The organism is Streptomyces sp. NBC_00310 (genome assembly GCF_036208085.1).
GTDB lineage: Bacteria > Actinomycetota > Actinomycetes > Streptomycetales > Streptomycetaceae > Streptomyces.
The window spans coordinates 8,405,846-8,427,319 of the sequence record NZ_CP130714.1 but is presented as its reverse complement, the minus strand read 5'-3'; the positions used below and the strand labels follow the sequence as shown (position 1 = coordinate 8,427,319).

Genomic DNA, 21,474 nt, shown 5'->3' with positions numbered 1-21,474 from the left:
CGTGTGTCGTGTGGCGGCCCGGCCGGCGTTCCGGCGTGTCCCCCGCCCGCCCTCCGCCCGTCCGTCCGTCCGCCCGTCCGCCCGTCCGTCCGTTCAGCTGCCGTACCTGGTGAGGTGGTGTCCGATGGCAGCCCCCGCTTCTCCCCCCGGCACCGATCCGGTGCCGACCCGCCGTGGCACCCACGTGAATCTGACCGTGCTGTGCGCCGTGGCCCTGCTGATCCTGGCGGTGAGTCTGTTCGGCGGCGCGGACTCCTCGTCCGACGCCTCCCGTCCGTCGAACGCCCGGCACGCCCCGCAGGCCGCCCCCGCCGCGCCCTCCGAGGAGTTCTCCCCCGCCGAACGGGCGGCGGGACAGCGACAGCGGACGTCCCGAGCCAGGCCGATCCGCCTGCTCATCCCCAAGATCCGGGTGAGCGCCCCCTTCGTTCCCCTCTCCGTCGGCCGCTCCGGGCAGCTCGAAGCCCCGCCCGCCGACGACGTCAACCTCGTCGGCTGGCACGCCGAGGGCGCCGCCCCCGGGGAGACGGGCACCGCGATCATCGCCGGGCACGTCGACACGGTGACCTCTCCGGCCGTCTTCGCGGGGCTCAGCGAACTGGAGAAGGGGGACGTCTTCCACGTCGTACGCTCCGACCGGAGCAGGGTGTCCTTCGTGGTCGACGGCGCGGAGACGTTCGAGAAGGACGACTTCCCCGACGAGCGGGTGTACGCCGATGCCGCCCGGCCCGAGGTCCGGCTGATCACCTGCGCGGGCGCCTACGACCGCAAGGCCATGGACTACACGGAGAACCTGGTGGTGTTCGCGCACCGGACGTGAGGGCGCGGGGCCCGGTCGCCGCGCGTGCCGCGCCGTCCGGCCCCGCTTCCGTCCCGCTCAGGACCCCGTCGCCTCCGCCACCGGCTCGGCCGACTGCGCCATCTCCCCGGTACCCCGCTCACCGACGGCTCGCCCGGCGGCCCGTGAAGCGAACAACAAGAGACCGACTGCCCAAATGCCTTCCCTGAAGTGACCAAGAACGATTCAAGGGTCGGCCATGATTGATCAACGCTCGTCCATGATTCCGCAACTTGAATCTTTGAGCGTTTGGCCGGACGTACGTTCCTGCCCGTGAACTCTGACGCAGCACCCCACAGAGGCGACGCCGCCGAGGCGACCGCCGCCGGCGCGGACGCCCCGATATCCCACGCGAAGCCTCGCGGCCGACGCTCACTCCTGCGCGCCGCACTGGCCGGCACCGCCGTACTCGGCGGCGGCCTCGCCGTCGGCGCCTTCCCCGCCGACGCCGAGCCCGTCTCCCGCTCCACCCCCAAGCCCTCCGCCCCCACCCGCACGCGGCCCGGCACGGCGGAAGAGGCGCTGAAGGAACTGTCGAAGGGCAACCGCCGCTGGCGGACCTTCCACGAGCAGCACCCCGACGAGGACGCCGTCGTGCGCAAGGCCCTGACGACCGGTCAGGAGCCCTTCGCCCTCATCCTCGGCTGCATCGACTCCCGCGTCCCCCCGGAGCTGGTCTTCGACCAGGGCCTCGGCGACCTGATGACCGTGCGCAGCGCGGGCGAGGTGCTGGACCAGTCGGTGCTCGGCAGCGTCAAGTACGGCGTCCTCGAACTGGACATCCCGCTGGTCGTGGTGCTCGGCCACCAGTCCTGCGGCGCCGTGAAGGCGGCGGTCGCGGCGGACCAGACCGGTGACAGGCTGCCGAGCGGCATCCAGTACATCGTCGACGAGATCGCTCCGGCCATCGACCACAGCGTGACCGGCGACGCCCGGGTCGCCGCGACGATCGACGCGAACGTCCGGCTCGTCCGCTCCAAGGTCGCGGCCGACTCCGACATCGCCGCCAAGCTGAAGGCCGGCGAGGTGGCGATCGTCGGCGCCCGCTACGACCTGACGACCCAGCGAGTGCACCTGCTCAAGTAACTAGGCCCCGCCAAGGGGAAGGCGGCTCCGGTGAACCACCCACCACCGGGGCCGCCTTCGCGCTGTCGCGGCCGGGCGGCGCCCGGGCCGACGGCTCAGCCCTCTACGAGGGTGATGTCCTGCTGCCGCACCGCGTGGAACCTGGGCAGGGGCAGACCGCCGCCCGACAGCTCCGTGAGGGTGGCCTCCACCCGGGCCCGGCCGGGCTGGAAGCGGCCCGGATCGGCCATGTCCGTGTTGGTCCAGGTGTGGTCGGCGCCGTCGCAGACAGCCGATGTCCCGCCGACGCCCTTGCGGACCCCGCTGTCGCCCTGCTGCAGCGAGGACGAGACGAGGACGGGGCCGTTGCCGCCGAGGCAGCGGTACGTGCCGGACAGGGTGAGGGCGCCGTCCTGGGCGACGTGGCCGGTGGGGTCGATGGTCACCGTCTCGAACGGCTCGGTCGTGGCACCGGCGGACGGGGCGGCGCAGAACAGCAGCAGCGCGGCACCGGCGGCGGCGCCGAGGACCCGGGGGACCTGCGAAAAGCCCTGGGACAGGGACAGGGACAGGGACATGGGGATACCTCCTTGGACGAGGTTCCAGAGGTACCGGCCGGGCCGGGGCGCGCCGGTGATCATCACCCCTCCGTCGGCGCGTCGGCTCCGCCGTCCTCACTACCGGAACTATCGGACGCACCCCCGCGCGTCCGGGGTATGTCCGCGTCCTGTCACGGCACGTCCGGGTGCTGTCACGTCTCGCGCGAGGGTGTGGCGATGCGTTCCGGACGCGGGCATGGTCTGGAGTGCGAGGCGGTGAACCGCCGCCGGCACTCACGACGACGTGGAGGTGCGCCATGTGTTCACACCGGCCCCTGTGCCCCTCGATCGACAGCACGGACCGCGACGCCGCGCACATCGTCGCCTTCCACCCCGAGCAGGGCTGGAACCTGCTCTGCAACGGGGCGATCGTCTTCGACGACACCGGTGAACTGCTGCCCGACGGCAGCGTGATCGCCCCGCACCGCCCGGTCTTCGGTGCGCTGGCCGCCGCCGCCTGACACGACCTCCGTTCGGCTACGGCAGGACCGCGAAGCCGTCGAGTTCCACCAGGGCCCGCTCGTCCCAGAGCCGTACCACGCCGACGACCGCCATCGCGGGATAGTCCCGCCCCGCCAACCGCCGCCACACGCGGCCGAGTCGGGGCGCGCGGACGCGGTAGTCGGCGACATCTGTGGCGTAGACGGTGACTCGGGCGAGGTCGGCCGGTGTGCCGCCGGCGGCCTCCAGCGCGGTCAGCAGATTGCCGAGCGCCCGCTCGAACTGCTCCTCCAGCGTCTCCCCCACCACCTTGCCGTCCGCGTCGAGCGCGGTCTGGCCCGCCAGGAACACCACCCGGCTCCCGGTGGCGACCACGGCGTGCGAGAAGCCGGTGGGCGGCGACAGCCCGGCCGGGTTCATCCGCTCGATGCTCATACCGGCCGTCCTTCTCCCGCGGACCCCCGCGCCCCCGCCTCCCGTGTCCCCGCCTCCCGCGTCCCCGCCTCCCGCGCCGACGCCTCCCTCGCGTACAACTCCTTGGCGATGACCGTGCGTTGCACCTCACTCGCCCCTTCGTAGATGCGTGGCGCCCGTACCTCCCGGTAGAGGTGTTCGAGCAGATGGCCGCGCCGCAGTGCCCGTGCCCCGTGCAGTTGTACGGCCGTGTCGACGACGTACTGCGCGGTCTCCGTGGCCAGCAGCTTCGCCATCGCGGCCCGCCGGGGTACGTCCGGGTCGCCGGAGTCGTACGCCGCGGCCGCCGCGTAGACCATGAGCCGGGCCGCCTCGGTGCGCATCGCCATCTCGGCGACCTGGTGGGAGACGGCCTGAAGGTCCCGCAACGTGCCGCCGAACGCGTCCCGTCGGGCGGTGTGGGCGAGGGTGGCGTCCAGCGCGGCCTCGGCCATGCCGACCGCGAAGGCGCCGACGCTGGGGCGGAAGAGGTTGAGGGTGGCCATGGCGACGCGGAAGCCTCGGTCGGGTGCGCCGAGGACGTCGTCGGCCGTGACGGGGACCGCGTCGAAGTCGAGGGCGCCGATCGGGTGCGGGGAGAGCATGTCGAGCGGGGTGCCGGTGAGGCCGGGGCGGTCGGCCGGGACCAGGAAGGCGGTCACCCCGCGGGCACCCGCGTCGGGGGTGGTACGGGCGAAGACGGTGTAGAAGTCGGCCTCGGGAGCGTTGGAGATCCAGCACTTCTCCCCGGTGAGCCGCCAGCGGCCGGGGCCGTCGGGTTCCGCCCGCAGGGACAGGGCCGCCGCGTCCGAGCCGGCGCCGGGCTCGCTGAGCGCGAAGGCCGCGACCGCGTCGCCGTCGCTCACCCGGGGGAGCCAGCGGGCGCGCTGGGCCTCGGTGCCGTGGGCGTGCACCGGGTGGGCGCCCAGGCCCTGGAGGGCCAGCGCCGTCTCGGCCTCCGTGCAGACGTACGCCAGTGACTCGCGCATCAGACAGAGGTCGAGCGCGCCCGAGGTGAACAGCCGGGAGAGCAGGCCCAGTCGGCCCAGCTCGGCGACCAGGGGGCGGTTGACGTGGCCGGGCTCGCCCTTGTCGGCCACGGGGCGCAGGCGTTCGGCGGCCAGCGCGCGCAGTTCGGCACGCCGGGCGAGTTGCGCCGGTTCGAGCGAGAATGCGGTCATTGCCCGTCCCTTCTCCCCCAGGGGGCCACTGCCGAGGCTATCGCGAACTGTTGACTGCCGTCACCAAGGCGATACGCTCGCTGTGCGACAGCCCACCACACATGCGAGCCCACTTCGGCAGGGACCACAGCAGGGGGCGAACGTCATGAAATCCAGGGTCACCGCCCACGTCGACACCTTCGTCCGTGACGGTCTCCCGCCGCCGGACCAGTGGCCCGAGCTGTCCTTCGACCTCCCCGAGCTGCGCTATCCGGACCGGCTCAACGCCGCCGCCGAGCTGCTCGACGGCGGCGGTCCCGGCCGGCCCGTCTTCCGTACGCCCGCCGGGGAGATGTGGACGTACGGCGAACTCCGTGCCCGTGTCGACCGGATCGCCCACACCCTCACGTCCACCCTCGGCGTGGTCCCCGGCAACCGGGTCCTGCTGCGGGGGCCCACCACACCCTGGCTGGCCGCGTGCTGGCTGGCGGTGCTCAAGGCGGGGGCGGTCGCGGTGACGGTGCTGGCGCAGCAGCGGCCGCAGGAACTGACGGCGATCTGCGAGCTGGCGCGGGTGTCGCACGCCCTGTGCGACCTACGGCATGTGGACGACCTCGCGAAGGCGGACGTCCCGGGGCTGCGGATCACCACCTTCGGCGGGGACGGTCCCGAGGACCTCCTCGGCCTGCCGACGGCGAACGGGGCGCGGGGGCCGTACACGGCGGTGGAGACGGCGGCCGACGACGTGGCGCTGATCGCCTTCACGTCCGGTACGACCGGACGGCCCAAGGGGTGCGTGCACTTCCACCGGGATCTGCTGGCGATCGCGGACACCTTCTCGAAGCATGTGCTGCGGCCCCGGGCGGACGACGTGTTCGCCGGGTCTCCCCCGCTCGGCTTCACCTTCGGCCTCGGCGGTCTCGTGGTCTTCCCCATGCGGGCCGGCGCCAGCGCCCTGCTGCTCGAACAGGCGGGCCCGAAGCAGCTGCTGCCGGCGGTCGCCGAGCACGGGGTGTCGGTGCTGTTCACCGCGCCGACCGCCTACCGGGCGATGCTGGGCGAGCTCAACGCGTCGAACGGGTCGGACGGGTCGGACGGGTCGAACGGGTCGAACGGGTCGAACGGGTACGACATCTCGTCGCTGCGCCGGTGTGTGTCGGCGGGCGAGAACCTGCCCGAGGCCACCTGGCGGGCCTGGCACGAGCGGACCGGGCTGCGGATCATCAACGGCATCGGCGCGACCGAGCTGCTGCACATCTTCATCTCCGCGGCCGACGACGGCATACGGCCCGGGACGACGGGGGTGCCCGTACCGGGATGGCGGGCGCGGGTGCAGGACGCGGACGGGGTGCCGGTGCCCGACGGGGAGCAGGGGCTGCTCGCCGTGCGCGGTCCGGTGGGGTGCCGCTATCTGGCGGACGAGCGGCAGCGGGAGTACGTACGGGGCGGCTGGAACGTCACAGGGGACACGTACGTCCGCGAGCCGGACGGGTACTTCCGCTATGTCGCGCGCGCCGACGACATGATCATCTCAGCCGGCTACAACATCGCGGGCCCCGAGGTGGAGGAGGCCCTGCTGCGCCATCCGGACGTGGTGGAGACGGCGGTGGTGGGGCGGCCGGACGAGGCGCGTGGCCAGGTCGTCGTCGCCTATGTGGTCGTCGGAGCGGGCGCCGGCCGGGACGGCGACGGGCTGCGGGCGTTCCTCAAGTCGGAGCTGGCGCCGTACAAGTGTCCGCGCGAGATCGTGTTCCTGGACGCGCTGCCACGCACGGCGACCGGCAAACTCCAGCGGTTCCGACTGCGCACCCTAGGTGACCAGCAGTGATGCCGAAGACCTAAAATGATCAACGTGTCCGAACAGCACGCACCACGTTCGCTCATCGTCACCTTCTACGGCGCGTACGGCCGTTCGGTGCCGGGTCCCGTGCCCGTCTCCGAGCTGATCCGGCTGCTCGCCGCGGTCGGTGTCGACGCGCCCTCCGTCCGTTCCTCGGTGTCCCGGCTGAAACGGCGCGGCCTGCTGCTGCCGGCCCGTACGGCGGCGGGGGCGGCCGGGTACGCACTGTCGCGGGACGCGCGGCAGTTGCTGGAGGACGGTGACCGGCGGATCTACGCGACGGCGCCCGAGCGGGACGAGGGCTGGGTGCTCGCCGTGTTCTCGGTGCCGGAGTCGGAGCGGCAGAAGCGGCATGTGCTGCGCTCCCGGCTGGCCGGACTCGGCTTCGGCACGGCCGCTCCGGGCGTGTGGATCGCTCCGGCCCGGCTGTACGAGGAGACCCGGCACACCCTGACCCGGCTGCGGCTCGACCCGTACGTGGACCTGTTCCGGGGCGAGCACCTGGGGTTCGCGGCGACGGCCGAGGCGGTGGCGCGGTGGTGGGACCTGGCCGGGATCGCCAAGCAGCACGAGGCGTTCCTCGACCGGCACGCGCCGGTGCTGCACGACTGGGAGCACCGCGAGGGCACTCCTTCGCAGGAGGCGTACCGCGACTATCTGCTGGCTCTGGACTCCTGGCGCCATCTGCCGTACGTCGACCCCGGGCTGCCCGCGGAGCTGCTGCCGGCGGACTGGCCGGGCGAGCGTTCGGCGGCCGTGTTCCGGGCGCTGCACGCGCGACTGCGGGACGCGGGGGCGGAGTTCGCGGGGGTGGACTCGCAGGAAACTTCAAGCGAACTTAAAGATCTGTAACAATTTTGTTCGCTAAGGGAACGCTCAGGGTTCTCCTCCAATCTTCTAAGAATCCTTACTTACCATCCTGACGCATGAGTCTCCTGCGCAACCTGAACCGTGCACTCACCGCCACCACCGGTCTGCAAGTGCGCAAGGCCGCCCCGGTCGCGCCCGCCGTACCCAGGGCCACGGCGCCGAAGCCGGCCGCGAAGAGGCCCACGGCGGTGTACCGATGTCCGGCTCCCGATGACCTGGCCACGGACCGGTTGCTCAGGCAGCCGGTCTTCATCATGTCTCCCGTGCGCTCGGGCTCCACCCTGCTGCGGATGCTCCTGAACGCGCACTCGCGGCTGCACTCCCCGCACGAGCTGCACATACGCCGGCTGGAGGTCGGCTACGGCAGCAAGCTGTCGCAGAAGGCGATGAGCGCCCTCGACCTGGAGCGCGGCGATCTGGAGCATCTGCTGTGGGACCGGGTCATGCACCGCGAACTGGTCAGGTCGGGCAAGGACTTCTTGGTCGAGAAGACCCCGAGCAACGCCTTCGTGTACGAGCGCATCCGGGACTGCTGGCCCGACGCCCGCTTCGTCTTCCTGCTGCGTCACCCGGTCTCCATCGCCCAGTCGTGGCACGAGGGCGACCCCGACAAGCGCGGCTACGACGAGGCCGCCGCCGACGCGCTGCGCTACATGAAGGCCGTCGACCGGGCCCGCGAGGGACTCACGGGTCACACCGTGCGGTACGAGGACATCACCGCCGATCCCGAGAAGGAGATGCGGCGGCTCTGCGACTTCCTCGACCTCGACTTCGAGCCGGCCATGCTCGACTACGGCAGGAAGGACGACGCCCAGGTCGTGAAGGGTCTCGGCGACTGGCGGGACAAGATCAGGACCGGTCAGGTGCAGTCCGGGCGCGCGCTCCCCGCCGAGGACGACATCCCGGAGCTCCTCCAGCCGATGTGCCGGGCCTGGGGCTACGGCAAGTGAAGCCGCACGCCGAGATAACCGAGGTCTGGCCGCGCGACGGGCTCATCAGAGTCGTCGGACGCATCCACGGGGTCCCGGCGGTCGGCACCTGGCAGCTGGTCCTGACCCGCCGCTCCCACGCCGACCCCAGGCTGCGCTACGACGCCGCCGTCAAGGGCGACCGCTTCGCGAGCGAGCTGCCCGTCCGCGACCTCGCCGCCTCCGGCCACGCGCCCGTCGAGGAGTGGGACCTCCACCTCACCGACGGCGAGGTCGAACTGCGCGCCGGAAGGCACCTCGACGACGTGCACGGCAAGAAGAAGATCTTCGTGTATCCGGAGCAGCGCATCGGAGAACTCCGGGTGCGCCCGTACTTCACGATCAAGGACAACCTGTCTCTGGAGTGCCGCACGGGAGGCTCCGCATGACCGACCGCCGCCCGCTCCCCCAGCGCCCCCACGTCCGGTATCTGCTGCTGCACGCGTACGGCCGGGGCGGCACCATCCGAACGGTGATGAACCAGGCCAACTCCCTCGTGGCGGCGGGCTGGACCGTGGAGATCGTCAGCGCGCTGCGCCGCCGCGACACCCTCCAGTTCCCGCTCGACCCCCGGGTGAAGGTCTCCACCGTCGTCGACCTGCGCGAGGGCGCCTACACCCCGCCGTCCGGCCTGGTCGCCCGCTGGCGCGACCGCAGGCGCGGCGAACTGCTGGAGGCTCCCGCCCGGCACATCCCGAAGGGCGAGTTCGGCTACCGCTACTTCAACCGGTACGTCGAGAACCACATCATCGCGTACCTACGGTCGTTGACCGACGGGATCCTCGTCACCACCCGGCCCGCGCTCAACTTCCTGGCCGCCGAGCACGCCACGAGCGGCGTGGTCCGGATCGCCCAGGAGCACATGAACCTCGGCACCCACAAACGGGACGTGCAGCGGCGCATCCAGGAGACGTACCCGCGCTTCGCCGCCGTCGCCGTGCTCACCGAGCGCGACCGCGACGAGTACGCCGAACTCCTGCCCGGGACCCGGGTCGTCCGCATCCCCAACGCCGTGCACTCCCTCGACCAGGTCCCGGCCGACCCGAGGTCGAAGATCGCGGTGGCGGCCGGCCGGCTCTTCCCGCAGAAGGGCTTCGACCTGCTGATCCCGGCCTGGGCGAAGCTCGTCGAGACGTACCCCGACTGGCAACTGAGAATTTACGGCAGCGGCGAGAAGAAGTCGGAACTTCGCCACCTGATCGAAGAACACCATCTCTACAATCACGTGTTCCTCATGGGACACACCGACCGCTTGGACGACGAACTCGCCAAGGCCTCCTTCTACGTGCTCAGTTCACGCTTCGAGGGACTGCCGATGGTGATGATCGAGGCGATGAGCCACGCCCTTCCCGTGGTGAGCTTCGACTGCCCGACCGGCCCCGCCGACGTGCTCACGCACGGCGTGGACGGGCTGCTCGTCGCACCCGAGGACCCCGACGCGCTCGCCGACGCCATGGCCAGGCTGATGGCCGACGAGGTGCTGCGCGCCGACATGGGCGTCGCCGCGGTTCTCACGGCCGCCTCGTACGGCCCGGACTCCGTCCATCACCGCTGGGAGTCCCTCTTCTCCTCCCTCCACGAGCAACGGCACGGCCTCGCCGCCGGCGCCGCGAAAGGAACCCACGCATGACCACCTCGTCCAGGGTGTCCAAGGCCCAGGGAGCCACGGTCTGGCTCACCGGACTGCCGAGCGCGGGCAAGACCACGATCGCCCGTGTCCTGGCCGGCCGGCTGCGGTCCGAGGGGCACCGGGTGGAGGTCCTCGACGGTGACGAGATCCGCCGCTTCCTCTCCGCCGGCCTCGGCTTCTCCCGCGAGGACCGCAACACCAACGTCCAGCGCATCGGTCTGGTCGCCGAGGTCCTCGCCCGCAACGGCGTGCTGGCCGTCGTCCCGGTCATCGCGCCGTACGCCGACAGCCGCGAGGCGGTCCGCAAGCGCCACGACGTGAGCGGCACCCCGTACCTGGAGGTGCATGTCGCCACCCCCGTCGAGGTGTGCAGCGAGCGCGATGTGAAGGGCTTGTACGCCCGTCAGGCCGCCGGCCGGCTCAAGGGCCTGACCGGTGTCGACGACCCGTACGAGCCGCCGGCCGACCCCGCGCTCGTGCTCCCGACGCAACACCAGACGCCCGACGAATCGGCCGCGTCCGTGTACGCGCTGCTGGCGGATCGAGGCCTCGTATGACCGTCCACACCCTGTCCCATCTGGACGCGCTGGAGTCCGAGGCGGTCCACATCTTCCGTGAGGTGGCGGGCGAGTTCGAGCGGCCGGTGATCCTGTTCTCCGGCGGCAAGGACTCCATCGTCATGCTGCACCTGGCACTGAAGGCCTTCGCCCCGGCCGCCATCCCCTTCACGCTGCTGCACGTGGACACCGGCCACAACTTCCCCGAGGTCCTGGAGTACCGCGACCGCACGGTCGCCGAACACGGACTGCGCCTGCACGTGGCCTCCGTGCAGGACTACATCGACCGCGGAGCACTGCGCGAACGCCCCGACGGCACCCGCAACCCCCTGCAGACCGTGCCGCTCACCGAGAAGATCCAGGCGGAGAAGTTCGACGCCGTCTTCGGCGGTGGGCGGCGGGACGAGGAGAAGGCGCGCGCCAAGGAGCGGGTGTTCTCCCTGCGCGACGAGTTCTCCCAGTGGGACCCGCGCCGCCAGCGCCCCGAGCTGTGGAACCTGTACAACGGCCGCCACGCGCCCGGCGAGCACGTCCGCGTCTTCCCGCTCTCCAACTGGACCGAGCTGGACGTCTGGCAGTACATCGCCCGCGAGGGCATCGAACTGCCGCAGATCTACTTCGCCCACCACCGCGAGGTGTTCCAGCGGGCCGGGATGTGGCTGACCGCCGGCGAGTGGGGGCCCCAAGGACGGCGAGACCGTCGAGAAGCGGCAGGTGCGGTACCGAACGGTCGGGGACATGTCCTGCACGGGCGCGGTGGACTCGGACGCGGTGACGTTGGACCAGGTCATCGCCGAGATCGCGGCCTCCCGGCTGACCGAGCGGGGCGCGACGCGCGCGGACGACAAGATGTCCGAGGCCGCGATGGAAGACCGGAAGCGCGAGGGGTATTTCTAAGCATGAGCACCCCCCTGGCCGAGAAGCCCTCGGCCACCATCGACACACTGCGCTTCGCGACCGCCGGGTCGGTCGACGACGGCAAGTCCACGCTCGTCGGGCGGCTGCTGCACGACTCCAAGTCGGTTCTGGCGGACCAGATGGAGGCGGTGGAGCGGGTGTCCGCCGGCCGTGGGCAGGAGGCGCCGGATCTCGCGCTGCTCACCGACGGGCTGCGGGCCGAGCGGGAGCAGGGCATCACCATCGACGTGGCGTACCGCTACTTCGCGACCCCGCGCCGCCGGTTCATCCTCGCCGACACCCCCGGCCATGTGCAGTACACCCGCAACATGGTGACGGGTGCCTCCACCGCCGAGCTGGCGATCATCCTCGTCGACGCCCGCAACGGTGTGGTCGAGCAGACCCGCCGGCACGCCGCGATCGCCGCGCTGCTGCGGGTGCCGCACGTGGTGCTGGCCGTGAACAAGATGGACCTCGTCGGGTACGAGGAACGCGAGTTCCGGCGGATCGTCGAGGAGTTCACGCGGCACGCCGACGATCTGGGGCTGCCCGCCTTCACCTCGATCCCCGTCTCGGCGCTGGCCGGTGACAACGTCGTCGAGCGGTCCGGGCACATGGACTGGTACGGCGGTCCGGCACTCCTCGCATTCCTGGAGACCGTACCGGTGGGGGCGGAGGCGGCGGACGCTCCGGCGCGCTTCCCCGTGCAGTACGTGATCCGGCACGACGAAGTCCGTCACTACGCGGGGCAGTTGGTGTCGGGGGCGTTGCGGGTGGGTGACCGGGTGACCGTCCATCCGTCCGGTGGGACGTCCGAGATCACGGGGATCGACGTCCTGGGCGAGCCGGCGGAGGTCGCGTACGCGCCGCAGTCGATCAGCGTGCGGCTCGCGGACCAGCGGGACATCTCCCGAGGCGACATGATCACGGCGGGCGTGGCGGACGGCCCGACGCTGACGCAGGACGTCCGGGCGGCCGTCTGCCACCTCGCGGAACGGCCGCTCCGGGTGGGCGACCGCGTGCTGCTCCGGCACACCACCCGAACCGTCAAGGCCGTCGTCAAGGAGCTCGGCGGCCACCGCGAGCTGACCACGAACGACCTGGGCCGGATCGTGCTGCGTACGGCGGAGCCGCTGGCGCTGGACGACTACGCGGTCGCACGGCGGACGGGGTCGTTCATCCTGGTCGACCCGGCCGATGGGGCGACACTGACGGCGGGGATGGCCGACCTGGCGTGACGCGTGGGTGCGCCCTGGTGCCGTCGGCGCCCTCAACCCCCCAACGTCAGGCGGGGTTTGGGGGCGTCCGTGCGGCCCGTGTTGGGGCGGCGGCTGCCGGCTCGGTAGGGGGCGGGCCAGACCACGCCCGGTCCCTCGTAGCCCTGTTCGGCGGCCGCGTGGAGGGTCCAGTGGGGGTCGTACAGGTGGGGGCGGCCGAGGGCGCAGAGGTCTGTGCGGCCCGCCAGGATCAGGGAGTTGACGTCGTCCCAGGAGGAGATGGCACCGACGGCGATGACCGGCACCCCCGCCTCGTGCCGGATCCGGTCCGCGTACGGCGTCTGGTACGAGCGCCCGTACTCGGGGTGTTCGTCGGCGACTACCTGCCCCGTCGAGACGTCGATCGCGTCGGCGCCGTGCGCGGCGAAGGCGCGGGCGATCTCGACGGCGTCCTCGGCGGTCGTGCCGCCGTCGGCCCAGTCGGTCGCCGAGATACGGACAGTCATCGGCCGCTCCTCCGGCCACACAGACCGTACGGCGTCAAAGACTTCGAGGGGGAAGCGGAGCCGGTGGTCGAGGGAACCGCCGTAACGGTCGGTTCGGCGGTTCGTCAGCGGTGAGAGGAAGCCGGAGAGCAAGTAGCCGTGGGCGCAGTGGAGTTCGAGCAGGTCGAAGCCGCAGCGGGCGGCCCGGGTCGCGGCTGAGGTGAACTGCTCGCGTATGTCGGTGAGTTGGGCGCGCGAGACTTCGCGCGGGGTCTGGCCGCCCGGCTTGTAGGGAATCGGGGAGGCCGCCGTCAGGGGCCAGTTGGCCGCGTCCAGCGGCTCGTCGATGCCCTCCCACATCAGCTTGGTCGAGCCCTTGCGACCGGAGTGGCCCAGCTGGACGCCGATGGCCGTGCCCGGCGCCCGCTCGTGCACGAACGTCACCGTGCGGCGCCAGGCGTCGGCCTGCCGGGAGTTCCAGAGCCCGGCGCAGCCCGGGGTGATGCGCCCCTCGGGGCTCACGCACACCATCTCCGTCATCACGAGCCCGGCGCCGCCGAGAGCGCGGGAGCCCAGATGGACGAGGTGGAAGTCGCCGGGGACACCGTCGGTCGCCGAGTACATGTCCATCGGGGACACGACGACACGGTTGCGCAGCGTCAGGCCGCGCAGCCGGAACGGGGTGAACATCGGGGGCGTTCCCGGTGGGCAGCCGAACTCCCGCTCCACCGCGCCGGTGAAGTGGGCGTCGCGGAGGCGGAGGTTGTCGTGGGTGACGCGGCGGCTGCGGGTGAGCAGGTTGAAGGCGAACTGCCGGGACGGCTGGGCGAGATGGAGCCCGATGTTCTCGAACCACTCCAGGCTGGCCCGCGCCGCGCGCTGCGTCGAGGCGACGACGGGGCGCCGTTCCTCCTCGTACGCCGTCAACGCCCTTACCAGGTCCGGCTGTTCCTCCAGACAGGCCGCCAGCGCCAGCGCGTCCTCGACGGCCAGCTTCGTACCCGAGCCGATGGAGAAGTGCGCGGTGTGCGCGGCATCGCCGAGCAGTACCAGATTGCCGTGCGACCAGCGCTCGTTGACGATCGTGCGGAAGGTCGTCCAGGTGGAGTTGTTGGAGCGCAGGGGCCGTCCGCCGAGCGCGTCCGCGAAGAGTTTCGCGCAGCGCTCGACGGACTCCCGCTCGTCCGTCCGGTCCAGCCCGGCGGCCCGCCACACCTCCTCGCGCATCTCCACGATGACGGTGGACGCACCGAATTGGTCCTGCGGCCCGGAGGGCCTCGTTGAGGGGCGGTGGTCGGGTGACGGGCGGGCGTAGGGGTAGCCGTGCAGCTGCATCACGCCGTGCTCGGTCTCGGCGATCTCGAACCGGAAGGCCTCGAAGGCGAAGTCGGCGGCGAGCCAGATGTAGCGGCAGCGGTGGGTCTCGACAGCCGGCCGGAACACCTCCGCGTACGCCTCGCGGGTCGCGCTGTGCACGCCGTCCGCCGCTATGACCAGGTCGTACGCCTCGCAGAGCCAGGCGGGGTACGGGGCCTCCGTGCCGAAGCGGAGTTCCACGCCGAGGGCGCGGCAGCGGTCGTGCAGGATCTGGAGGAGGCAGCGGCGGCCGAGGGCGGCGAAGCCGTGTCCTCCGGAGGTGTGGCGGGTGTTGCGGTGGACGATGTCGATGTCGTCCCAGCGGGTGAAGTGTGCTTGCAGGGCCTCGTAGACGACCGGGTCGGCGTGTTCTATGCCGCCCAGGGTTTCGTCGGAGAGGACGACGCCGAAGCCGAAGGTGTCGTCGGGGGCGTTGCGTTCCCAGACGGTTATCTCGCGGGTGGGATCGAGGCGTTTGAGGAGGGCGGCGGCGTAGAGACCGCCGGGGCCGCCGCCGATGATCGCGATGCGGTGGGGGTGGGTGGCCTTCGTAGGCGGCTGCGGGTGCGTGGTGGCTGGTCGCGCCCTGCGGCGGAGCCGCATATCGACACTGCCCCGCGCCCCTGGGTCGGCTGCCCCTGGGGTCGGTATGACGGGCGAGGTCGGTGCAGGCGAGGTCGGCGTCATCGGCCCTGCCATTTCGGGGGGCGCTTCTCCGTGAACGCCGCGTGGAACTCGGCGTAGTCCTCGCCGTTCATCAGCAGGGCCTGGGTGGCCGCGTCCAGCTCCACGGCTGCCGACAGGGGCATGTCCAGTTCCGCGGTCAGCAGGGCCTTCGTCTGGGTGTACGCCAGGGCCGGGCCCTCGGCCAGGCGGCGGGCCAGCGCGTGGGCGGCCTCGTCGGCGCTGCCCTCGTCGGTGAGTTGGCTGATGAGGCCGATGCGTTCGGCCTCGGGGGCGCGGACGGGTTCGCCGAGCATCAGGAGGCGGGTGGCGTGGCCGAGGCCGACGACGCGGGGCAGGAGGTAGGCGGCGCCCATGTCGCCGCCGGAGAGGCCGACGCGGGTGAAGAGGAAGGAGAAGCGGGCCGTGGGGTCGGCCACCCGGAAGTCGGCGGCGAGGGCGAGGACCGCGCCGGCGCCCGCCGCCACGCCGTGCACGGCGGCGATCACCGGGAAGGGGCACTCGCGTACGGCCCGGACGACCTGCCCGGTCATCCGGTTGAAGTCGAGCAGCTGGGCGGTGTCCATGGCGAGGGTGGCGCCGATGATCTCGTCGACGTCGCCGCCGGAGCAGAAGCCGCGGCCGTCGCCGGCCAGTACCAGGGCCCGTACGGACTTCTCCCGGGAGAGTTCGGCGAGCAGGTCGCGCAGGTCGGCGTAGGCGCCGAAGGTGAGGGCGTTGAGCTTCTCGGGGCGGGCGAGGGTGACGGTGGCAACACCGTCGGCGATCTCGCACCGCAGATGCCGCCAGTCGGAGGTGCGGGCGGCGGAGCCGGTGAAGGGACTCATGACGGGCGGCCTCCTCGGGGGCTACCGCGGCGCTGCGGCTACTTCCCTACCCACCGAAGCTATCACCGTTATCTGACTGTCGTCACGAGTGCGCGATAGGCGCGTCGCGGTGGTGGTCGCCGCTCCGCCGGGCCGTCCGGCCCCCGTGACTCGGTCACGGACGTTCGACAAGCCGGTAACGACGGGCTCGGTCGGGCGCGGCGGAGCGTTGCCGTGGGTAGACCGGCTGGCAACGGGGCCGAAGGTCCCCCGCGGCGCCCGCCGAGCGGCATCGCCGGTCCGCGCCGTACCATTCGTCACGTTGAAAGCAGGACGAGCCATGACCTGCTCCATGATCGGATCCGCCGCCTTGCAAGAACCCTCCGCCCCCGCCTCCTGGCGCATCGCGCTGCCGCACACCGCCGCGGCCGTGCCCGTGGCCCGCGCGCTGGTGCGTACGGCGCTGACCGAGCTGGAGCACGGGGCGGACTGCGACACGGCGGAGCTGCTCACGGCGGAACTGGTCGCGAACGCGGTCGAGCACGCGGCCGGGGACGGGCCCATAGAGCTGGTCGTCGAGCTGGTGCCGACCGGCTGCAAGGTGGAGGTCCACGACCCGGACCCGGCGCCTCCGGGTGACCTCACCACCCCGGGCCACCTCGACCCCGACCCCTGGCAGGAGCACGGCCGCGGCCTGCTCCTCATCCGCGCCCTGAGCTCCGCCTGCGGCCACCGCCCCACGGACTCCGGCAAGGCGGTGTGGTTCCGGTTGCCGACGGTGCCGCCCCAGCGCCGCCACGCGTAAGCCGCCCCGAAGGGGCGCGGGGCAGTGTCGATACGCGGCTCCGCCGCGGGGCGCGGGCGCCCACGAACGCCCCGCGCCCGCCCGACCCGCACCCGCACCCGCACCCGCACCCGCACCCGCCCGACAAGCGCAGCCCCCGCGCTCTCACGCGCCCGTCAGGCCAGCGTCGCCACCAGGACCGCCTTGATCGTGTGCAGGCGATTCTCGGCCTCGTCGAAGACGACGGAGTGCGAGGACTCGAACACCTCGTCCGTGACCTCCAGCGAGTCCAGCCCGTGCAGCTCGTGGATCTCGCGCCCCACCTTCGTGCCGAGGTCGTGGAAGGCAGGCAGGCAGTGCAGGAACTTGACGTCCGCGTTGCCGGTGGCCCGCAGCACGTCCATGGTCACGGCGTACGGCGACAGCGCCCCGATCCGCTCGTCCCAGACCTCCTTGGGCTCCCCCATCGAGACCCACACATCGGTCGCGACGAAATCGGCGCCCTTCACACCCTCGTGGACGTGCTCGGTGAGCGTGATCCGCGCCCCGCTGATCTCCGCGAGCTTGCGCGCGTGGTCGACGATCTCCTCGGCCGGCCAGTAGGCCCGCGGGGCGACGATCCGGACGTCCATGCCGAGCAGGGCCCCGGTGACCAGGTACGAGTTGCCCATGTTGAAGCGGGCGTCACCGAGGTACGCGAAGACGATCCCGTCGAGCGGCTTGTCGCTGTGCTCGGTCATGGTCATCACGTCGGCCAGCATCTGGGTGGGGTGCCAGTCGTCGGTGAGCCCGTTGTAGACCGGCACTCCGGCGTACGCGGCGAGTTCCTCGACGTTCGCCTGGCTGTCGCCGCGGTACTCGATCGCGTCGAACATCCGGCCGAGGACCCGCGCAGTGTCCCGTACGGACTCCTTGTGGCCCATCTGCGAGCCGGACGGGTCCAGGTACGTCGTCCGGGCTCCCTGGTCGGCCGCGGCGACCTCGAACGCGCAGCGGGTGCGCGTCGAGGTCTTCTCGAAGATGAGCGCGATGTTCCTGCCCCGCAGGTACGGGGTCTCCGTCCCGGCCTTCTTGGCCGCCTTCAGCTCCACGGCCAGCTCGATCAGCCCGCGGAACTCCTCCGCGGTGAAGTCCAGCTCCTTGAGGAAGTGGCGCCCGGCGAGGGCGTGGGGAACAGTCGCCATGGGGGCGCTCCTGGGTCGACGGGGGCAGGGACAGCGTAAGGAAGACTGGAAGTCTATACGATGTTCCACATTTCTATACGGGGACCGCCGTCACACGGCCGCCCTCTCCACCGGGCAGCTCATACAGCGCGGCCCGCCCCTCCCCCGCCCCAGTTCGCTCCCCGGGATCTCGATCACCTCGATGCCCTGCTTGCGCAGATGCGTGTTGGTGGTGGCGTTGCGTTCGTAGGCGACGACGACGCCGGGCTCGACGGCGAGGACGTTGCAGCCGTCGTCCCACTGCTCGCGCGCGGCGGCGTGGACGTCCTGCGTGGCGGTCAGCACCCGGATGGCGTCGAGGCCCAGCGCGGCGGCGATCGCGCGGTGCATGTGCTCCGGCGGGTGGTCGGTGACCTTGAGCTCCTTCTCGCCGACACCGGGTTCGATGGTGTACGAGCGGAGCATGCCGAGTCCGGCGTACTGGGTGAAGGTGTCGCCGTCGACCATGGTCATGACGGTGTCGAGGTGCATGAAGGCCCGGCGCTTCGGCATGTCGAGGGCCACGATGGTCTGCGCGGAGCCGGCGGCGAAGAGCTTGTGGGCGAGCATCTCGACGGCCTGCGGGGTGGTGCGCTCGCTCATGCCGATGAGGACGGCCCCGTTGCCGATGACCAGGACGTCGCCGCCCTCGATGGTGGACGGGTAGTCGGCCTGGCCCTCCGACCAGACGTGGAACGTCTCGGCGCGGAAGAGGGGGTGGTGCCGGTAGATCGCCTCGAAGTGGACGGTCTCGCGCTGGCGGGCGGGCCAGCGCATGGCGTTGATGGAGACCCCGTCGTAGATCCAGGCGGAGGTGTCGCGGGTGAAGAGGTGGTTGGGGAGGGGGTCGAGGAGGAAGTCGTCGAGTTCCATGACGTGGAAGCGGACGGAGGCCGGCTCCATGTGGGCGTCGAGGAACTCGCGCTTGGTCATGCCGCCGATCAGGGCCTCGACCAGCTCGGCCAGGGGCAGCGACTCGAAGGCGGCTCTGAGGTGGTCGGTGGCGAGCGGGCCGTACTCCTTCTCGTCGAAGACCCGGTCGAGGACGAGTTCCCGGGCCTGCGGAATGCGCATGACGTCGGTGAGCAGGTCGCCGAAGAGGTGGACGGCGACGCCTCGGTCACGCAGCACGTCGGCGAATCCGTCGTGCTCGGCGCGCGCCCGGCGCACCCACAGCACGTCGTCGAAGAGCAGCGCGTCCTTGTTGCCGGGGGTGAGCCTTTTGAGCTCAAGATCCGGCCGGTGCAGGATGACGCGGCGCAGGCGCCCGGCCTCGGAGTCGACATGGAATCCCATGCCCTCATCCTGACCATTCGGGCGCGTGTTCACCCTCCGGTCGGCCGAATCGGAATCCTTGGACCCCCTTTACTCGTCCCCTTGACGATAAGTGGGGCACTCCATTATCGTCTAAGTGACATTAATCGGTGTCGTTCAGTCGTCACGAGGGGGATCATCCATGGCCGACATCACCAGGCGGCTCGGCTGGCGGCATCTGCGCGGCGTGCCCACCGCGCACGTCCGTCACCACCGCTCCGGGCGGCTGGTGCACGACGGTCCGGGGCTGAGCTTCTGGTACCGGTCGCTGAGCGCCTCGCTCTCCGAGATCCCGGTGGACGACCGGGAGCTGGCGATGACCTTCCACGCCCGTACGTCCGACTTCCAGGACGTGGCGGTGCAGGCGACGGTGACGTACCGGGTGAGCGACCCGGCGACCGCCGCCGCCCGCCTCGACTTCTCCATCGACCCCGACACCGGTGTCTGGCGCGGTGCTCCCCTGGAGCAGTTGTCGACGCTGTTGACGGAGACGGCCCAGCAGCACGCGCTGGACGTCCTGGCCCGTACGACGCTGGCGTCGGCCCTGGTCGACGGGGTCGCGGCGGTCCGGGAGCGGGTGGCCGGCGGACTGGCGGCCGAACCCCGGCTGCCGGCCACCGGGATCGAGATCGTGGCCGTACGCGTGGTGGCGCTGCGGCCCGAACCCGAGGTGGAGCGGGCGCTGCGCACGCCGGCCCGGGAGCAGATCCAGCAGGAAGCGGACAAGGCGACGTACGAGCGTCGTGCCGTGGCCGTCGAGCGGGAGCGGGCCATCGCGGAGAACGAACTGGCCAGCCAGATCGAACTGGCCCGGCGTGAGGAGCAGTTGGTCGAGCAGCGGGGCACGAACGCACGGCGGGAGGCGGAGGAGAGGGCCGCGGCGGACGCGGTGAAGGCGGGTGCGGAGGCCGCCCGGACGGGACGGCTGACCGAGGCGGAGGCCGAGCGGACGGTGCGGCTCGCGGAGGCGGAGGCGGCACGGAGCGTGAAGCTCGCCGACGCCGAGGCGGCGCGGCAGGTCAAGCTGGCCGGGGCGGAGGCGCGGGCCGCGCGGGACGTGGGTGCGGCACGGGCCGAGGCGCAGGCGGCGTGGCTGCGGGTGCACGCCGAGGTGGACACGGCGACGCTGCACGCGCTGACCGCGACGCGGCTCGCGGAGAACCTGCCGCGGATCGAGAGCGTCACCGTGTCGCCGGACGTGCTGACCGGGCTGCTCTCCCGGCTGGGCGGGGCGGGCACCGCGGGAGACTCCGCGTGAGTCTCGCGCCGCGGGTGGTGCTGGTCCATCGCACCACCGAGTACGAGGAGTTGGTGGCCCGGCACGGTACGCACGGGCAGGCCGCCTTCTTCCTGCGGTCCCGGGGGCGGGACATCGAGGACGTGGCCGAGCGGCACCGGCGGGAGCGCGGGGCGCTGGCCGAGGTCACGTCCTCGGTACCGCTGACCTGGCGTCAGGCGCGGGTCGAACGGGCCGACCTGGACCGGTTCCTGTTCGCCCCCGAGGACGTCGTGGTCGTCGTCGGGCAGGACGGGCTGGTGGCCAATGTCGCGAAGTACCTCGCGGGGCAGCCGGTGGTGGGGATCAACCCCGACCCCCGGCGCAACCCGGGGGTACTGGTGCGCCACCGGCCCGACCAGGCGGGGAAGTTGCTGTCCGCATCGCTCCAACGTGACTGCGGGGCCGATGAGTTGACCATGGTCGAGGCCGTCGCGGACGACACGCAGCGGCTGGTGGCGCTCAACGAGATCTACCTCGGCGCGGCGGGACACCAGACCGCCCGGTACCGCCTGGGGCTCGACGGCGACAGGGGTGCCGTCGAGCCCCAGGCCTCGTCCGGGGTGCTCGTCGGGACCGGGACCGGGGCCAGCGGATGGATCCGGTCCGTGTGGCAGGAACGGGAGAGCGCCCTGAGCCTCCCCGGTCCGGACGAGGCCCGGCTGCTGTGGTTCGTGCGGGAGGCGTGGCCGTCGCCGGCCACGGGAACGTCGATGGTGGCGGGGGCGCTCGCGGAGGGCGGGCGGCTTTCGCTCACGGTCGAGTCGGATCGGCTCATCGTCTTCGGGGACGGGATGGAGGGGGACGCGCTGGAGCTGACGTGGGGGCAGACGGTGCGGGTGGGGGTGGCGGGGGTTCGGTTGCGGTTGGTCGGCTGACGCGTGCGTTTTTCGGCTGCGGGTGCGTGGGGGCTGGTCGCGCAGTCCCCCGCGCCCCTTGAAAGCTCCGGGCGCGGCCCATGCCGTTCAGGGGCGCGGGGAACTGCGCGAGCAACCGCACACCACCCGCACCCGCCCACGAAGCAGCACCCCC

Annotated in this window: 20 protein-coding genes and 1 pseudogene; 14 read left to right on the top strand and 7 right to left on the bottom strand. The window is 71.8% G+C overall.

Features of this window, described 5'->3' with window-relative positions; translation table 11 throughout:
* The first annotated feature begins 124 nt into the window (after positions 1-124).
* Positions 125-820 carry a class F sortase gene (locus OG202_RS36910; RefSeq protein WP_327727413.1) on the top strand — a complete coding sequence of 232 codons (696 nt, stop codon included), beginning with the start codon at positions 125-127 and terminating at the stop codon, positions 818-820.
* Between the two features lie 291 nt (positions 821-1,111).
* A complete protein-coding gene (locus OG202_RS36905) occupies positions 1,112-1,924 on the top strand; it encodes a carbonic anhydrase (RefSeq protein WP_327727414.1) in 813 nt (270 codons plus the stop codon).
* Between the two features lie 95 nt (positions 1,925-2,019).
* Here OG202_RS36905 and OG202_RS36900 read toward each other — a convergent pair whose 3' ends face one another.
* On the bottom strand, positions 2,020-2,481 hold the full coding sequence (locus tag OG202_RS36900; RefSeq protein ID WP_327727415.1) for a DUF6299 family protein: 462 nt from the start codon (positions 2,479-2,481) through the stop codon (positions 2,020-2,022).
* Positions 2,482-2,759: 278 nt separating this feature from the next.
* Here OG202_RS36900 and OG202_RS36895 point away from each other — a divergent pair, with 278 nt between their 5' ends.
* Positions 2,760-2,963 (top strand): DUF5999 family protein, encoded by a 204-nt coding sequence (locus tag OG202_RS36895; protein WP_326575903.1) that lies wholly within the window; start codon positions 2,760-2,762, stop codon positions 2,961-2,963.
* A gap of 16 nt (positions 2,964-2,979) precedes the next feature.
* On the opposite strand, the gene OG202_RS36890 is transcribed toward OG202_RS36895, so the two are convergent.
* Complete coding sequence (locus tag OG202_RS36890; RefSeq protein WP_326575905.1) at positions 2,980-3,378, bottom strand: RidA family protein; 399 nt, start codon at positions 3,376-3,378, stop codon at positions 2,980-2,982.
* Positions 3,375-4,577, bottom strand: coding sequence for an acyl-CoA dehydrogenase family protein (locus OG202_RS36885; protein WP_327727416.1), 1,203 nt, complete (start codon positions 4,575-4,577; stop codon positions 3,375-3,377). Before OG202_RS36885 ends, OG202_RS36890 begins: the two co-directional genes overlap by 4 nt.
* A 145-nt stretch (positions 4,578-4,722) precedes the next feature.
* Here OG202_RS36885 and OG202_RS36880 point away from each other — a divergent pair, with 145 nt between their 5' ends.
* From OG202_RS36880 to OG202_RS36845, 8 genes and pseudogenes are all read left to right on the top strand, one after another.
* Positions 4,723-6,384: an AMP-binding protein gene (locus OG202_RS36880; protein WP_327727417.1), complete on the top strand. Its 1,662-nt coding sequence runs from the start codon at positions 4,723-4,725 to the stop codon at positions 6,382-6,384.
* 15 nt (positions 6,385-6,399) lie between these two features.
* A complete protein-coding gene (locus OG202_RS36875) occupies positions 6,400-7,248 on the top strand; it encodes a PaaX family transcriptional regulator (protein WP_326575911.1) in 849 nt (282 codons plus the stop codon).
* A gap of 74 nt (positions 7,249-7,322) precedes the next feature.
* Complete coding sequence (locus tag OG202_RS36870; protein WP_326575913.1) at positions 7,323-8,216, top strand: sulfotransferase family protein; 894 nt, start codon at positions 7,323-7,325, stop codon at positions 8,214-8,216.
* Positions 8,213-8,623 carry a hypothetical protein gene (locus tag OG202_RS36865; RefSeq protein ID WP_326575915.1) on the top strand — a complete coding sequence of 137 codons (411 nt, stop codon included), beginning with the start codon at positions 8,213-8,215 and terminating at the stop codon, positions 8,621-8,623. Before OG202_RS36870 ends, OG202_RS36865 begins: the two co-directional genes overlap by 4 nt.
* Complete coding sequence (locus OG202_RS36860; protein ID WP_327727418.1) at positions 8,620-9,864, top strand: glycosyltransferase family 4 protein; 1,245 nt, start codon at positions 8,620-8,622, stop codon at positions 9,862-9,864. Before OG202_RS36865 ends, OG202_RS36860 begins: the two co-directional genes overlap by 4 nt.
* Positions 9,861-10,421: an adenylyl-sulfate kinase gene (gene cysC, locus OG202_RS36855; RefSeq protein WP_327727419.1), complete on the top strand. Its 561-nt coding sequence runs from the start codon at positions 9,861-9,863 to the stop codon at positions 10,419-10,421. Before OG202_RS36860 ends, cysC begins: the two co-directional genes overlap by 4 nt.
* Positions 10,418-11,318, top strand: a pseudogene (cysD, locus tag OG202_RS36850) (sulfate adenylyltransferase subunit CysD). The gene cysC and the pseudogene cysD overlap by 4 nt, the downstream one beginning before the upstream one ends.
* A 2-nt stretch (positions 11,319-11,320) precedes the next feature.
* Positions 11,321-12,556, top strand: a complete 1,236-nt coding sequence (locus OG202_RS36845; RefSeq protein WP_327727420.1) for a sulfate adenylyltransferase subunit 1 — start codon at positions 11,321-11,323, stop codon at positions 12,554-12,556.
* Between the two features lie 32 nt (positions 12,557-12,588).
* Here the strand turns inward: OG202_RS36845 and OG202_RS36840 are convergent, their stop codons facing one another.
* Together OG202_RS36840 and OG202_RS36835 are read right to left on the bottom strand one after the other, a co-directional pair.
* Positions 12,589-14,979 (bottom strand): bifunctional salicylyl-CoA 5-hydroxylase/oxidoreductase, encoded by a 2,391-nt coding sequence (locus tag OG202_RS36840; protein ID WP_327727421.1) that lies wholly within the window; start codon positions 14,977-14,979, stop codon positions 12,589-12,591.
* A gap of 80 nt (positions 14,980-15,059) precedes the next feature.
* Positions 15,060-15,887: an enoyl-CoA hydratase family protein gene (locus OG202_RS36835; RefSeq protein ID WP_327727422.1), complete on the bottom strand. Its 828-nt coding sequence runs from the start codon at positions 15,885-15,887 to the stop codon at positions 15,060-15,062.
* 319 nt (positions 15,888-16,206) lie between these two features.
* On the opposite strand from OG202_RS36835, the gene OG202_RS36830 reads away from it, so the two are divergent.
* A complete protein-coding gene (locus OG202_RS36830; RefSeq protein WP_327727423.1) occupies positions 16,207-16,671 on the top strand; it encodes an ATP-binding protein in 465 nt (154 codons plus the stop codon).
* Positions 16,672-16,826: 155 nt separating this feature from the next.
* On the opposite strand, the gene argF is transcribed toward OG202_RS36830, so the two are convergent.
* Together argF and OG202_RS36820 are read right to left on the bottom strand one after the other, a co-directional pair.
* Complete coding sequence (argF, locus tag OG202_RS36825) at positions 16,827-17,834, bottom strand: ornithine carbamoyltransferase (RefSeq protein ID WP_328224199.1); 1,008 nt, start codon at positions 17,832-17,834, stop codon at positions 16,827-16,829.
* Between the two features lie 90 nt (positions 17,835-17,924).
* Positions 17,925-19,148, bottom strand: a complete 1,224-nt coding sequence (locus tag OG202_RS36820; RefSeq protein WP_327727425.1) for an arginine deiminase — start codon at positions 19,146-19,148, stop codon at positions 17,925-17,927.
* A 160-nt stretch (positions 19,149-19,308) separates the two neighbouring features.
* On the opposite strand from OG202_RS36820, the gene OG202_RS36815 reads away from it, so the two are divergent.
* Together OG202_RS36815 and OG202_RS36810 are read left to right on the top strand one after the other, a co-directional pair.
* Positions 19,309-20,424, top strand: coding sequence for an SPFH domain-containing protein (locus OG202_RS36815; RefSeq protein WP_327727426.1), 1,116 nt, complete (start codon positions 19,309-19,311; stop codon positions 20,422-20,424).
* Positions 20,421-21,320: a hypothetical protein gene (locus tag OG202_RS36810; protein WP_326575934.1), complete on the top strand. Its 900-nt coding sequence runs from the start codon at positions 20,421-20,423 to the stop codon at positions 21,318-21,320. The genes OG202_RS36815 and OG202_RS36810 overlap by 4 nt, the downstream gene beginning before the upstream one ends.
* Positions 21,321-21,474 lie beyond the last annotated feature (154 nt).